We start from the raw sequence: 12,790 nt of genomic DNA on the forward strand, positions 1-12,790 counted from the left end.
AGGCCGCCGGTGCGGCGCGCACACATGTTGACGCGATAACGTGCGTGTGTGGGAGGTGGCGAGGTGATCAACGTGCGGACCTACTCGGCCGAGGAACTGGTCGCTCGCCGGCGGGGCATCCTGGACCAATTCGGGATGACCCTCGATGAGTTCCGGCAACGAGCAGAGACCTACTCGCTCCGCGGACGCGAGTATGACGCCTGGGACGACCTCAGCGACATCGAGTTCCTCCTCGGCGAGTCCTGACCTCGGCGAGCGCTACGCTTTCGCGATTCCTGACTGGTACCCCGAGCTGCTCGACGCCGTCGCAGATCGGGCGCGGTTTGGTCGCCAGCGTGCGCTCGCGGCGGCCAACCAGCGGCTGGTGCAGACCTACTGGGCGGTCGGCAACGAGGTCCTGGCTCGCCAGTCCGCCGAGGGTTGGGGTGCGCGGGTCATCGATCGACTATCCGCTGACCTGCGGAAACGCTTCCCGGACGCCACCGGCTTCTCGCCGCGCAACCTCAAATACATGCGCGCGTTCGCCGAGGCCTGGCCGGACGAGGCAATTGTGCAGCGCAGCGCTGCACAATTGCCGTGGCGGCACAACATGGCGCTCCTCGACAAGCTCGATGCGACCGACGTCCGACTCTGGTATTGCCGTGCAGCCGTCGAGCACGGGTGGAGCCGCGACGTGCTGGTCCACCACATCGAGAGCAGATTCCACGAGCGCGCGGGCAAGGCGATCACCAACTTCGATCGTTCGTTGCCCCCGCCGGACTCCGATCTTGCCCAGCAGGCGACCCGCGACCCGTACCTGTTCGATTTCGTCGGCATCGCCGACCTCCGGCGCGAGCGCGCCCTAGTAATGCACTCGAGTGACACCGCGCCGATCGGGGTCGCCGAATGGACCACAGCGATCACTGCGAGCCTGCCGGCGGAACTCGAATCGAGCCTGCCGACGGTCGCAGAGCTCGAAGCCGAACTGGCAGAAACTAACTCACCGGTCGGGGGCGAACTGGAGCAGACAGATGATCAGTGAAGCCGAATGGGAGCAGCACGCGCTGGATGCGCTGGGGGAGTGGGCCTGGCAGCCGGCGACGGGCAGCGCGATCGCTCCCGGCGCCAGCCGCGGCCGGACGGCGTGGGACGAGCTGGTCCTGCCGGAGCGTCTGCTCGATCGGATGCGGACGCTGAATCCACAGGTACCGCCCGAATACCTCGAACAGGCACGGGCCGCGATCCTCGCGCCGCAGTCGCAGGACCCGATTGCCGAGAACTTCCGGCTGCACCAGGTGCTCGTCGACGGCTACCGCGGAATCAGCTACATCGACAACGACGGGATCGAGCAGAACCCGACGATCCGCCTCGTCGGCCATCGGCCGGACGACAACGAATACCTGGCTGTGCAGCAGGTCACGATCCGGACCTCGGAACACCAGCGCCGGTTCGACATCGTGCTCTACCTGAACGGACTGCCGGTCGCCGTCATCGAGCTCAAGCGGGCCGGCGACGGCCACGCCGACCTGCCCGCCGCCCGGGCGCAGCTCGACACCTACCTGCGGGAATTCCCGATGGCGTTCCGGTTCGCCGTGCTGGTGGTGATCAGCGACGGGATCACCGCGCGCTACGGCACCCCATTCACCCCGTTCGAGCACTTCGCGCTCTGGAATGTCGACGACGACGGAGAGCCGATCGCGCCAAGCGATCCAGCTGATGACCGAGCCCGGACACCGCTCAGGGACCTGATGGACGGCGTGTTCAACTCCGAGCGGTTCCTGCAGCTGATGCGGAACTTCACCGCCTTCGACGCCGAAGGCGACCGGCTGGTGAAGCGGATCGCCAAGCCGCACCAATACTTTGCGGTCACCAAGGCGGTCGGCTCGACCGTCGCGGCCGCCGAAAGCAACGGCAAGGCCGGCGTGGTCTGGCACACCCAGGGCTCCGGCAAGTCCATGGAGATGGAGCTCTACACCCACCTGGTCGCGCAGCAGCCCAAGCTCAAGAATCCGACCATCGTCGTCGTCACCGACCGGCGCGACCTGGACGGGCAGCTGTACGAGACCTTCGCCAAATCGCAACTGCTCCGGGAAAAGCCCGTGATCGTCACCAGCCGGGATCAGCTGCGGGACGAGCTGAGCCACCGGACGACCGGTGGGATCTACTTCACCACGCTGCAGAAATTCGGCCGCACCGAGACGGAGCGTAAGTCGGGCGCGGACCATCCGCTGCTCACCGAACGTCGCAACGTCATCGTCATCGTCGACGAAGCACACCGCAGCCATTACGACTCGATCGACGGCTTCGCCCGGCACATCCGCGACGCGCTGCCCAACGCGGTGTTCATCGCTTTCACCGGCACGCCGATCTCGTTCGCCGACCGCAACACCCGGCAGGTGTTCGGTCCGGTGATCGACACCTACGACCTCACCCGCGCGGTCGAGGACAACGCGACCGTGCCGGTGTACTTCGAGCCGCGCCTGATCCGGGTCACGCTCGCAGACGGCGTCAGCGAGGACGATCTGGACCGTGCGGCCGACGAAGCGACGCTCGGCCTCGACGATGTGGAGCGCGCCCGGATCGAGCAATCGGTGGCCGTGATCAACGCCGTCTACGGGGCTCCGGAGCGGCTCGCCGCGCTGGCCCGCGACATCGTGGAGCACTGGTCGGTTCGGTCCGCAGAGATGTACAAGTTCATCGAGTCCCCGGGCAAGGCACTGATTGTCGGCGGCACTCGGGAGATCTGCGCCGACCTGTACGACGAGATCGTGCGGCTGCGGCCGGACTGGCACGACGACGCCCCGGACAAAGGGGTGATCAAGGTCGTCTACTCGGGGTCGCCGCAGGACCAGGGCAACGTCGCCCGGCATGTTCGTAACGGCAGCCAGAACAAGGTGATCCAGCAGCGACTGAAGGACGCGGACGACGACCTCGAGCTGGTCATCGTGCAGAACATGCTGCTCACCGGGTTCGACGCACCGCCGCTGCACACGCTCTACCTGGACCGGCCGCTGAAGGGGGCGTCGCTGATGCAGACCCTGGCCCGGGTGAACCGGACGTTTCGCGGCAAACCGGCGGGTCTGCTCGTCGCCTACGCGCCGCTGGCCGAGAACCTCAACCTGGCCCTGGCCGAATACACCGACACCGATCGTGCGAACAAGCCGGTGGGGCGGAACATCGACGAAGCGGTCGACCTCACCATCGGACTCGTCGCCCGGCTCGACACGTTGTGTGTCGGCTTCCCCTGGGAATCAGTGCTGCGCCGGCCCAGGGGTGGGCGGATCGCCGCCGCGGCCGGACTCACCGAATATCTGCGATCGCCCGCCAGCGCCGGCAACGAGCCGGGTGAGGAGAGCCTGGGGGAGCGCTTCCGCAAGTTGGCCAACGAACTCGGGCGCGCCTGGGCGCTGTGTGCCGAAGCGCAGACCCTCGAGGCCGCGCAGCGAGAGACGTTGCGTGCCAAAGTGCGGTTCTACGAAGAAGTCCGGGTGTGGATGAACAAGCTCGACGCCCAGCAGCGCCAGGCTGAAGGACGGCCGATCCCGGACGACATTCGGCGGACGCTGTCCGCCCTGGTTGCCGGCTCGACGGTGTCCGGCGACATCGTGGACATCTATGCTGCGGCCGGTCTGCCGAAGCCCTCGTTGGCCGATCTCGACGCCGACTTCGCTACCAAGGCAACTCGGGCCAGGCATCCGCACCTCGCGATCGAGGCGCTGCGGGCACTGTTGGCAGAGGAGTCGGCGACGGCGACCCGGAACAATCTGGCTCGCGAACGCGCGTTCTCCGAGCGGATCACCGAGCTGATGCGCAGGTACACCAATCAGCAGCTCACCTCGGCGGAGGTGATCGCCGAACTGATTTCGCTGGCCAAAGAGGTGGCTGCGGAGGGTAATCGAGGAGAACGGTTCACCCCGCCGCTGAATCAGGACGAGCTGGCCTTCTACGACGCGGTCGCGACAAACGAATCGGCGGTTCGGCTGCAGGGCGACGACGTGCTCGCGCAGATCGCGCGAGAGTTGTTGGAACTGCTGCGGCGCGACACCAAGACCGACTGGACCGTCCGCGACGACATGCGCGCGAAGATGCGGTCGCTGATCAAGCGGCTACTCGTCAAGTACAAGTATCCGCCGGACAAGCAGCCCGCGGCGATCAAGCTGGTGATCGAGCAGATGGAGGCGATGGCGCCGCGATTCGCCGCGTAGGCGACGACATCAGCTGTCCACGGCTTCCACCAGGTAATCCTTCAGCAAGACCTCGCCGGGCTCCAGCGGTGGGAACTCCCGGTCGGCGGAGCCACTGCGAAAGCTGATCGCCATGACGGTATCCGGGCTGAGGTGGGCGAACGAAGCCAACGAGAATCGTTGCTTGGTCCCGAACTCGTCCATCAGCTCGTACTCGTCCGGCCCGACTCCGCACCGCTCGCGCAGGTAGGCCAGGGTGGTCGGACCGACCTGACCGAGGTTGTCCGGAATCAAGTGTGTGAAGCGCGATGACTCGCGTGCCTCGGCGATGATCTGCACCCGCGTGACCGGCATCTTTGCTCCTTATCGGTCGTCAACGGCCGGACTTTCAACCGATCTCGCGGAAGCCCATGAATTCTCGCCGCATCAATCCCTGACAATCCTCGACTGCCCACACGCTTCCATCAGACCAGATGTCGATGCCTATCGGTACGCAGTCCATGTGGATGCCGCCGGTCGACCGGTTCGCCGTGCCCGGATCGGCCCATGCTGTCACTGGGCCGCCGAGTATCCCCAGCGCGATCGTCACTGCGGCCGTCAACTTCATTCCGATCATGAACACCGATCCCCCAACCCGTTTCTGTTACAGGTTCAGACGCGATCTGTCGGCGATGGTTCTCAATCGATACCCGGCAGCCAGAACCAGACACTTGTTGCCTACGGATAACCGCCCTCCGGTGCCACCATCTCCCCCCTAACCCCTAGCAGCCGTACCGGCCGGTCGTCGTCGAGCTTGCGGTAGAGCGCCTCGGCGGTGCCGGCGATGACGGCGACGTCGTAGGTCGGCTCGGCGAGTTTGCGTACGCGCGTGACGGTGAAGAACGGGGCGAAACGCACCTTGAGGTGGACCCGTTGGCAGGCGCGCTCCTCCTTGTGCAGGTCTGCCACCACCTGTTCGGCGAGGACGGTCAGTGCCGCCCGGACCTGCTCCGCGGTGGTGAGGTTCTCCTGGTAGGTCGTCTCGTGGCCGTGTGCCCGTGCCACCCAGGGCGTGTCGTCCACGCGGTCCGCTCCCTCGCCGCGCCCCAGCCGCCCGATGTAGGGACCGGTGTTCGGCCCGAACTCCGCGGCGAGCCGATCGTCCGCGGCCGCAGCTAGTTCTCCGACCGTGTGAATCCCCAACGACGCCAGGCGATCCGAGATGCGGGCGCCGATTCCCCACAGTTCACGGGTTGGCCGCTCGCCCATGACGTCGAGCCAGTTGTCTCGGGTGAGCCGGAATGTGCCGCGCGGCTTGCCGAAGTCGGTGGCGTTCTTCGCGCGCACCGTCGTGTCGCCGATGCCGATCGAGCAGTGCAGACCGGTCGAGGTGAGTACGGCAGCCTGGATCGCCTCCGCCATCGCCTGCGGATCCTCGGTCTCGAACCCGACGAAGGCCTCGTCCCACCCGAGCAGTTGCACCGTCGCGCCGGGAAATGCCCGCAACGTCGCCATGACCCGGGCAGACGCCGCCTCGTAGACCGGGAAATCCACGGGGAGGAACACCGCCTCGGGACAGCGCTTCTTAGCCAGCTTCAGCGCCATACCGGAACGAATCCCGAACTCGCGGGCCTCGTAGGAGGCGGTCGATACCACGGCGCGCTCGGTCGGATCGCCCCGCCCGCCGACCACGACGGGCAGGCCGACGAGGTCGGGCCGGCGCAGCAATTCGACCGCCGCGAGGAACTGGTCCATATCGATATGCAGCACCCAGGCGGTCACGAGACAAGTGTGGATGCCCGATGAACTTGGTCACGTCCCATGGGTTAGTGCCATGTTTCACTTATATAAGTGAAACATGGTATAATCTGCTGTGCACGCCTTCGATGTCCTCGGTGACCCGGTGCGCCGACGCATTCTGGAACTGCTCGCCGACGGCGAACAGACCTCTGGCGCGGTCACGGACGTGATCCGGGTCGAGTTCGAACTGTCACAACCGGCCGTTTCCCAGCATCTGCGCGTGCTGCGGGAGAACGGGTTCGCGTCCGTCCGGGCCGAAGGGACTCGCCGGTTCTACACCGTCGAGGGCGGGCCGCTGGGTGAGGTCGACGCATGGTTGAACCGGTTTCGCAGGTACTGGGATCAGCGACTCGACGCATTGGAGACCGAGCTGGCCCGAGGTAGGCGGCTAACCAAACCCAGCGAAGAAGCGTAGGCCCGAGGAACTTCCGACCGATAAGGAGCTTTGACGATGAAGGACGTACTCGACGAACTGGCCGCCGCCCACCGGAAGATGGGCTCCGCGACCCTGCCTGCCGGTGCGGCCTACACCATGGAGTTGAGGCGTCGCTACGACGCGCATATCGACGACGTGTGGGACGCCATCACCAGCCCCGAGCGACTGAGCCGGTGGATGAAGCCGGTCACCGGTGACCTGCGCCTCGGCGGGGCATTCGAGCTGGAGGGCGGCGAGCACGGCGAGATCCTCCGCTGCGAGCCGCCGCGCCTGCTGCGGGTGTCCTGGATGTTCGGGCCGGAGGCCGACGAGTGGCCCGGCACCAGCGAGGTCGAGGTGCGCCTGTCTCCTGGCCCGGCCGGGGACACCGAGTTCGAGCTGGTCCACGCCGCTGCGGTGGGCGAGCCCATGTTCCCCACCTACGGTCCCGGTGCCGGCGGCGTCGGCTGGGACCTGCACCTGCTCACCCTCGCCGGGTTCCTGGTCGACAGCGATGTTCTCGACCATGCGGAGTTCCGCGTCTCGCCTGCCGGGTCCGAGTTCATCCGGCGTAGCGCCGCCGCCTGGGGCGAGGCCCACCTGGCCGGTGGCGGCGAACCGGACCGTGTCGCGGCCGCGGTCGAGGCCACCACTGCGTTCTATCTGCCCGCCGGGTAGGCCTTGATGAAGCAACGGTGTCGGGCCAGGTCACCATCCCGCAAGACATACGCCGACGTCTCGGGATCGAGAGCGGCAGCGAGGTCGACTTCGTCGTCGATGGCGACGCAGTCCGGCTGGTGCGGTGCGTGGAAGGCAAGGGCAAGGACCCGGTCGAGCACATGCGTGGCCGGTGCCTGTCGATGACCACCGACGAGATCATGGCCTTGACCCGAAGCGAAGCCTGAGCCCGTGGCGCTGGGAACGCTGGTGGATTCCAATGTGCTGCTCGACGTCTTTACCGATGACCGGCGCTGGGGCACGTGGTCGGCCGACCACGTGGCGGCCGCGTTCGATGCGGGATCGGTCGCGATCAACCCGTTGATCTTCGCTGAACTGTCGATCGGGTTCGATCGCGTCGAGGACCTCGATGCGGCACTTCCCGACCGGCTCGAGCGCGAGGATCTCCCCTGGGAAGGAGCCTACCCGGCCGGCCGCTGCTTCCTGCAGTACCGCCGCAGCGGCGGTACGCGTCGCTCACCGCTGCCCGACTTCTACATCGCGGCACATGCTGCCGTCAGCGGGCGCGCCCTGCTCACGCGCGATCGACCGCGCTACCTGCACCTGTTGCCGGCGCTCGAGGTCGTCGCGCCCGAACAGGCCGCCGCGTGCTGCGCACCGCTACTGCAGCCAGGCGTGCAAAGGCAATTGCGGCCGGATGCGCAGTAAGGTTGCCGGGTTCGTTCTCTACCCTGGACAGGGTTCCTTGCCGTTCGGTGATCGCCTGCGGGCGCTACCTCTCGACGTGCTCCGCCGCGCCGCGCCGGCGGCCGCCGGGTGACGATCCGGCCTGCCGCTTCTGGATGTTGGCCCACTCGTCGCGCAGCCCGACGGTGCGGTGGAACACCGTCGGATCGTCGAGATCGGCGGCAAAGTAGCCCAGCCGCTCGAATTGCACCACCTCGCCGGGCGTCACCTCGGCCAGGATCGGCTCCAGCCGGACGCCGGTGAGCGTCTCCCGAGACGCAGGGTTCAAGCTCTCCAGCGGGTCGCGCCCGTCGGCCCCCGGCCACGGGTCGGTGAAGAGCCGGTCGTAGAGGTGCACGGTTCCGCCGATCGCGGTCGCCGCCGACACCCAGTGGATGGTGGAGCGGACCTTGCGCCCGTCCGGGGTGGAGCCGCCGGCGCTGGCCGGGTCGTAGGTGCAGAACACCTCGGTGACGGCCCCGGCGGAGTCGGTGGCGACATCGGTGGCGGTGACGTAGTACCCGGCCCGCAGCCGCACCTCGCGCCCGGGGGCCAGCCGGTAGTACTTCGGTGCTGGCTCGAGCATGAAGTCGTCGGCCTCGATCCACAGGTCGGCCCCGAACGGGACGCGGCGGGTGCCCGCGGTGAGATCCTCCGGATTGTTGATGGCCTCGACGGTGACCCCGTCGCCTTCCGCCCAGTTAGTGATCGTGAGCTTCAACGGCCGCAACACCGCCATCCGCCGCAGCGCGGCGCGGTTGAGTGCGGTGCGCACGAACGACTCCAGCAGCTCGATCTCGACCACACTGTTGGTCCGCGCCACCCCGATGTGGTCGACGAAGGCCAGGATCGCCTCCGGCGGATAGCCGCGGCGCCGCAGCCCCCGCAGCGTGGGCATCCGGGGATCGTCCCAGCCGTCGAGTTGCCCGTCGGTCACCAGCTCGCGCAGCTTTCGCTTCGAGGTGACGGTGTGGGTGAGTTCCAGCCGCGCGAACTCGGTCTGCTCCGGCCGGTCGCGGGGCAGCGGCAGCTGGTCGAGGAACCAGTCGTAGAGCGGGCGGTGGTCGCTGAACTCCAGCGTGCACAGCGAGTGGGTGACGCCTTCGATCGCGTCGGACTGCCCGTGCGCCCAGTCGTAGGTCGGGTAGATGACCCAGTCGTTGCCGGTCCGCAGGTGGGTTGCCCGACGGATGCGGTACAGCACCGGGTCGCGCAGCTGCATGTTCTCGTGCTGCATGTCGATCTTGGCCCGTAGCACCCGGGCGCCGTCCGCGAACTCACCGGCCCGCATGCGCCGGAACAGGTCGAGGTTCTCCACGACCGGACGGTTGCGGAACGGGCTCTCGATGCCGGGCCGCCCGTACCCGCCGCGCTGCGCGGAGATGGTGTCGTGGTCCTGGTCGTCGACGTAGGCCACGCCCCGCTCGATGAGGTGTTCGGCCCAGGCATAGATCTGCTCGAAGTAGTCCGAGGCGTACTTTGCCGGTCCGGGCGGCGGGCAACCGAGCCAGGCCAGGTCGGCCTCGATGGCCGCGGCGTACTCGGTTTCCTCGGTCTCCGGGTTGGTGTCGTCGAAGCGAAGGTTGAACTCGCCGTCGAATTCCCGCGCCAGGGCATGGTTGAGCGCGACCGCCTTGGCGTGGCCGATGTGCAGGTAGCCGTTGGGCTCGGGCGGAAAGCGGGTCTGGACCCGGTCGAAACGGCCTGCCGCCAGATCGTCCCGGATCTTCGCCCGGACGAAGTCGACCGGACCGCCGCCACCTGCTTCGCTACCCATCCCCAGAACGTAGCCGGTCGGCCGGCTGCCTCGGTTACCGGTCGCCGGCGCCACTACGGGACTGCGTCGAGAACACTCGGTGCGACGTAGGCCGCGGCCGGTGGGCAGAGATACTTGACGCTGGCGACCACTTCCATCGCGTGGAAGTCGTCCGGCCTGGTGTTCGGCAACGCGCCGCTGGTCCGCCCAGCTGAATACCGATGCCGAGGGTGAGTGCGGCCGTCACCGCCGTCGTCAGATGTCGCATTGCCATCGGAGCGCTCCTTTATGTAGTCAGGCCGGGATCAGCGGGATCCCGTACGCGGTGAAACGAGGGTCGGCCGTGACGACGGTCAGGTGTTCGGTGATCGCCTGAGCGATGATCAGGCGGTCGAACGGATCCCGATGGCCGATCTCCGCGAAAGACACGACGCTGAACAGCAGTTCGTCGGCCGCTGTTGTCGCGATGGTTGGCCAGCATCTCAGCCGATCCGCCCGCCGACCAGGACTGCCTCATCGGCGGTTGCGCGCCCTTCGAGACGGCCTGCCGGGTCGTAGCCGCCACGCACTCCGGTCGAGGTGAGGGAGTCACCGAACAGTTCGTCCAGGTACTCCTCGACCGTGTCCTCCGGTTGCGCAACACCGGCAGGGCACGGGCATCCGCCTCGGCGGCGACCTGCGCGTTCGCCGCCTCGAGGCGCTCGCCGATCCGGGTGGCGTAGCCGAGATAGAACGACGACCGGAACCGGCTGCTGCGGTCGCGCCGGCCAGCCGCTCCCGTACCCGCATGCGCCAGCGCCTTCTGCGCCTGCACCAGTAGCGAGGTGAACAGCAACTCGACCGCGCCGAGATCCTCGGTGAAGCCGAGCCGGGACCTCCGACAGCAATCGGCGCCTCGATCGCGGGCTCGACGAACGGCGGCGGTGGCATGATCGGCAGTAGACTTGCCGCCCGCGACGGATCGGTTCGCCCATGAAGGTTCCGAGCTCATGAAGTTTCTCAGCGCCGTGGACCAGATGATGCTGCGCATGGAGTCGCCGCGGACACCGATGCATATCGGCGCGCTCGCGATCTTCCGCCGGCCCGCGGGAGCCGGCCCGGGCTATGCACGCCGGGTCTACCAGGCTTTCAAGGAGGCGGCGTTTCTGCCGTTTCCGTTCGACAGCGTCGTCGCCGACCGGCTGGGGGTAGCCGGCGTGGCGTGGTGGCAGGAGGTACGGCCCGACCTCGACTACCACATCCGGCTGTCGGCGGTTCCCGCGCCGGGTACCGACCGGGAACTCGGGCTGCTGATCGAGCGGCTGCACTCGACCGCGCTCGACCTGTCCAAGCCGCTGTGGGAAGCGCACATCATCGAGGGTCTCGCCGACGGCCGGTTCGCGTTCTACTTCAAGGCCCACCATGCGGCGGTCGACGGCATGGGTGCGGTCAACCTGATCAGGGCATGGCTGAGCACCGAACCCGGCGTCCCGCAGGTGCCCGAGACCGAACCGGAGCCCGATCCGGACAACCTCACGCTGCTGCGCCGAATCTTCGAGACCGGCCTGCGCGGCTTGGGCCGCGGGGTCGTCGGCACCGGCGAGGTCGCGGGCCGGCTGGTCGGGATGGCCGCGGGCGCGAACAGCTCGATCTCCGCTGCGGTGCACACTCCGGCGACGCCGTTCAACGGCCGGGTCAACCGGCATCGCCGGGTCGCGGTCGGGCATCTACGTCTCGACACCCTCAAGGCCGTGGCGGCGGCCACCGGCGCGACCGTCAACGACGCCGTGCTGGCCAGCGTCGGCGCCGGCGTCCGCCGGTATCTGACGGAACGGGATGCGCTGCCGAGTCGGAGCGTGATGGCCTCGGTGCCGGTCGGATTCGAGCGCGACCCGGACACGCTGAACGCGGCGACGGGGTTCGTCTGCCCGCTCGGCACCGACATCGAGGATCCCGTCGAGCGGCTGGCGACGATCAGCGCCGGCACCACCCGCGGTAAGGCCGAGTTGCTCGCGATGTCGCCGAATGCGCAGACCTCCTACACCGTGCTGGGCCTGGTCCCGCTGTTGATCGGGCAGAAGACCGGTCTGCTGGCGAAGGTGCCGGCGTTGTTCAATTTCACCGTGTCCAGCGTGGTGCTCGGCGCGGAGCGGCTCTACCTCGGCGACGCCGAGTTGGAGCTGATGGTCCCGATCTCGTTCTTGGTCGACGGCTACGGACTCAACCTGACATTGATCGGCTATGCCGGGGATGTCGCCCTCGGTTTCGTCGGTTGCCGCGACTCGATCCCACACGTGCAACGTCTCGCCACCTACACCGAGGCGGGTCTTACCGAACTGGCCGCTGCGGTGTCGCCGGACAGCTCGGCTACCTAGTCGTCCAGCTGTCCGGGTCGGTCCACGCACTCAGGGTTCGGTTCGAGTCGAACCGGCGTGGCTCGCCGGTGATCGGATCGGCGAAGGCCAAGGTGCGGGCCAACAGTTGCAACGGTCGGGTGAAGTCGTCGAGTGGGCGGTCGGTCACGGTGGGGTACAGGTCGTCGCCGAGGATCGGGATGCCGAGTGATTCGAGGTGCAGGCGGAGCTGGTGGGTCCGGCCGGTGGTGGGGGTCAGTCGATAGCGGCCGACACCGTCGCGATGGGAGTGCAACTCGACCAGGGTTTCGCTGTTCGGTTCCCCAGGTTCTTCGAAGGCCGCGACCACCTGGCGCAGTTTGACGATCCGGCTGCGTACGGTGCGGGGTAAGTCGAGATCCGGGCGGTACGCAGCGATCGCCTCGTACACCTTGTGTACCCGTCGGTGGGCAAAGAGTTGCTGGTAGGCGCCGCGGACGGCGGGGTCGACCACGAACAAGAGCACGCCCGCGGTCGCCCGGTCGAGCCGATGTGCCGGCACCAGCCGGGGTAGGTCGAGTTCGTGGCGCAGCCGGACCAAGGCGGTTTCGAGCACATGCCGGCCGCGCGGGATGGTCGCCAGGAAGTGTGGCTTGTCCACCACCAGCACCGCCTCGTCCCGGTGCAGGACATCGATCGAGAACGGCACCGGCGGCTCGTCGGGCAGGTCGCGGTGGAACCAGATCGCGTCGCCCGGCCGATAGGGCGTGTCCGCGGCGACCGGGCCGGCGAGATCGACGATCTCGCCGGCAGCGAACATTTCGTCGATCCGTTCGTCGCGTACCCGCCCGTCGAACCGCGCGACCAGGTAGGCGTGGATCGTCGGCCACGTCCCGTCGGTGGGCATCCGCAGTCGTGCGGGCTCCAATCCGTGCCGGGGCGGCAAGGGCGGCTGCTGGCG

14 protein-coding genes are annotated in these 12,790 nt (G+C 67.7%); 8 read left to right on the forward strand and 6 right to left on the reverse strand.

What is annotated here, in order from left to right; translation table 11 throughout:
• Positions 1-48 precede the first annotated feature (48 nt).
• The 3 genes from KV203_RS03950 to KV203_RS03960 are packed head-to-tail and all read left to right on the forward strand — an operon-like array spanning position 49 to position 4,184.
• The gene (locus KV203_RS03950) at positions 49-246 is read left to right on the forward strand and encodes a hypothetical protein (RefSeq protein ID WP_066468686.1); all 198 of its coding nucleotides are present in this window, start codon (positions 49-51) and stop codon (positions 244-246) included.
• Entirely contained in the window at positions 194-1,021 is an 828-nt protein-coding gene (locus KV203_RS03955) for a DUF1016 N-terminal domain-containing protein (RefSeq protein WP_083529913.1), read from the forward strand. Before KV203_RS03950 ends, KV203_RS03955 begins: the two co-directional genes overlap by 53 nt.
• A complete protein-coding gene (locus KV203_RS03960) occupies positions 1,011-4,184 on the forward strand; it encodes a type I restriction endonuclease subunit R (protein WP_066468683.1) in 3,174 nt (1,057 codons plus the stop codon). Before KV203_RS03955 ends, KV203_RS03960 begins: the two co-directional genes overlap by 11 nt.
• 9 nt (positions 4,185-4,193) lie before the next feature.
• Here the strand turns inward: KV203_RS03960 and KV203_RS03965 are convergent, their stop codons facing one another.
• The 3 genes from KV203_RS03965 to KV203_RS03975 all read right to left on the reverse strand — a co-directional run bounded on the left by KV203_RS03965 (position 4,194) and on the right by KV203_RS03975 (position 5,897).
• Entirely contained in the window at positions 4,194-4,517 is a 324-nt protein-coding gene (locus KV203_RS03965) for a hypothetical protein (protein WP_066468681.1), read from the reverse strand.
• Positions 4,518-4,551: 34 nt separating this feature from the next.
• On the reverse strand, positions 4,552-4,779 hold the full coding sequence (locus KV203_RS03970; protein WP_066468678.1) for a hypothetical protein: 228 nt from the start codon (positions 4,777-4,779) through the stop codon (positions 4,552-4,554).
• 101 nt (positions 4,780-4,880) lie between these two features.
• Positions 4,881-5,897 (reverse strand): DNA polymerase IV, encoded by a 1,017-nt coding sequence (locus KV203_RS03975; protein WP_066468805.1) that lies wholly within the window; start codon positions 5,895-5,897, stop codon positions 4,881-4,883.
• A gap of 118 nt (positions 5,898-6,015) precedes the next feature.
• On the opposite strand from KV203_RS03975, the gene KV203_RS03980 reads away from it, so the two are divergent.
• Genes KV203_RS03980 through KV203_RS03995 form a run of 4 tightly spaced genes read left to right on the forward strand, consistent with a single transcriptional unit; the run spans position 6,016 to position 7,743 of the window.
• Positions 6,016-6,357 carry an ArsR/SmtB family transcription factor gene (locus KV203_RS03980; RefSeq protein WP_066468676.1) on the forward strand — a complete coding sequence of 114 codons (342 nt, stop codon included), beginning with the start codon at positions 6,016-6,018 and terminating at the stop codon, positions 6,355-6,357.
• A 36-nt stretch (positions 6,358-6,393) separates the two neighbouring features.
• Positions 6,394-7,035 (forward strand): SRPBCC family protein, encoded by a 642-nt coding sequence (locus KV203_RS03985; RefSeq protein WP_066468674.1) that lies wholly within the window; start codon positions 6,394-6,396, stop codon positions 7,033-7,035.
• Positions 7,036-7,052: 17 nt separating this feature from the next.
• Complete coding sequence (locus tag KV203_RS03990; protein ID WP_066468673.1) at positions 7,053-7,262, forward strand: AbrB/MazE/SpoVT family DNA-binding domain-containing protein; 210 nt, start codon at positions 7,053-7,055, stop codon at positions 7,260-7,262.
• A 4-nt stretch (positions 7,263-7,266) separates the two neighbouring features.
• A complete protein-coding gene (locus tag KV203_RS03995) occupies positions 7,267-7,743 on the forward strand; it encodes a type II toxin-antitoxin system VapC family toxin (RefSeq protein ID WP_157079737.1) in 477 nt (158 codons plus the stop codon).
• A 64-nt stretch (positions 7,744-7,807) separates the two neighbouring features.
• On the opposite strand, the gene KV203_RS04000 is transcribed toward KV203_RS03995, so the two are convergent.
• Positions 7,808-9,538, reverse strand: coding sequence for a glutamine--tRNA ligase/YqeY domain fusion protein (locus tag KV203_RS04000; protein ID WP_066468804.1), 1,731 nt, complete (start codon positions 9,536-9,538; stop codon positions 7,808-7,810).
• 273 nt (positions 9,539-9,811) lie between these two features.
• Positions 9,812-9,946 carry a PIN domain-containing protein gene (locus tag KV203_RS19915; RefSeq protein ID WP_255246935.1) on the reverse strand — a complete coding sequence of 45 codons (135 nt, stop codon included), beginning with the start codon at positions 9,944-9,946 and terminating at the stop codon, positions 9,812-9,814.
• 560 nt (positions 9,947-10,506) lie between these two features.
• Between KV203_RS19915 and KV203_RS04005 the strand changes: the two genes are divergently transcribed.
• Positions 10,507-11,871, forward strand: coding sequence for a WS/DGAT/MGAT family O-acyltransferase (locus KV203_RS04005; protein WP_066468671.1), 1,365 nt, complete (start codon positions 10,507-10,509; stop codon positions 11,869-11,871).
• On the opposite strand, the gene KV203_RS04010 is transcribed toward KV203_RS04005, so the two are convergent.
• The gene (locus tag KV203_RS04010) at positions 11,864-12,736 is read right to left on the reverse strand and encodes a pseudouridine synthase (protein WP_217995956.1); all 873 of its coding nucleotides are present in this window, start codon (positions 12,734-12,736) and stop codon (positions 11,864-11,866) included. The genes KV203_RS04005 and KV203_RS04010 overlap by 8 nt on opposite strands.
• Between the last annotated feature and the right edge of the window lie 54 nt (positions 12,737-12,790).

Source organism: Skermania piniformis, assembly GCF_019285775.1.
Classification (GTDB): Bacteria; Actinomycetota; Actinomycetes; order Mycobacteriales; family Mycobacteriaceae; genus Skermania; species Skermania pinensis.

Excerpts from the sequence above, each read along its gene's own strand:
- KV203_RS03955 (WP_083529913.1), top strand. The coding sequence starts at position 194 with ATGACGCCTGGGACGACCTCAGCGACATCGAGTTCCTCCTCGGCGAGT.
- KV203_RS03960 (WP_066468683.1), top strand. The coding sequence starts at position 1,011 with ATGATCAGTGAAGCCGAATGGGAGCAGCACGCGCTGGATGCGCTGGGG.
- KV203_RS03965 (WP_066468681.1), bottom strand. The coding sequence starts at position 4,517 with ATGCCGGTCACGCGGGTGCAGATCATCGCCGAGGCACGCGAGTCATCG.
- KV203_RS03970 (WP_066468678.1), bottom strand. The coding sequence starts at position 4,779 with ATGATCGGAATGAAGTTGACGGCCGCAGTGACGATCGCGCTGGGGATA.
- KV203_RS03975 (WP_066468805.1), bottom strand. The coding sequence starts at position 5,897 with ATGGACCAGTTCCTCGCGGCGGTCGAATTGCTGCGCCGGCCCGACCTC.
- KV203_RS03985 (WP_066468674.1), top strand. The coding sequence starts at position 6,394 with ATGAAGGACGTACTCGACGAACTGGCCGCCGCCCACCGGAAGATGGGC.
- KV203_RS04000 (WP_066468804.1), bottom strand. The coding sequence starts at position 9,538 with ATGGGTAGCGAAGCAGGTGGCGGCGGTCCGGTCGACTTCGTCCGGGCG.
- KV203_RS04005 (WP_066468671.1), top strand. The coding sequence starts at position 10,507 with ATGAAGTTTCTCAGCGCCGTGGACCAGATGATGCTGCGCATGGAGTCG.
- KV203_RS04010 (WP_217995956.1), bottom strand. The coding sequence starts at position 12,736 with ATGCCCACCGACGGGACGTGGCCGACGATCCACGCCTACCTGGTCGCG.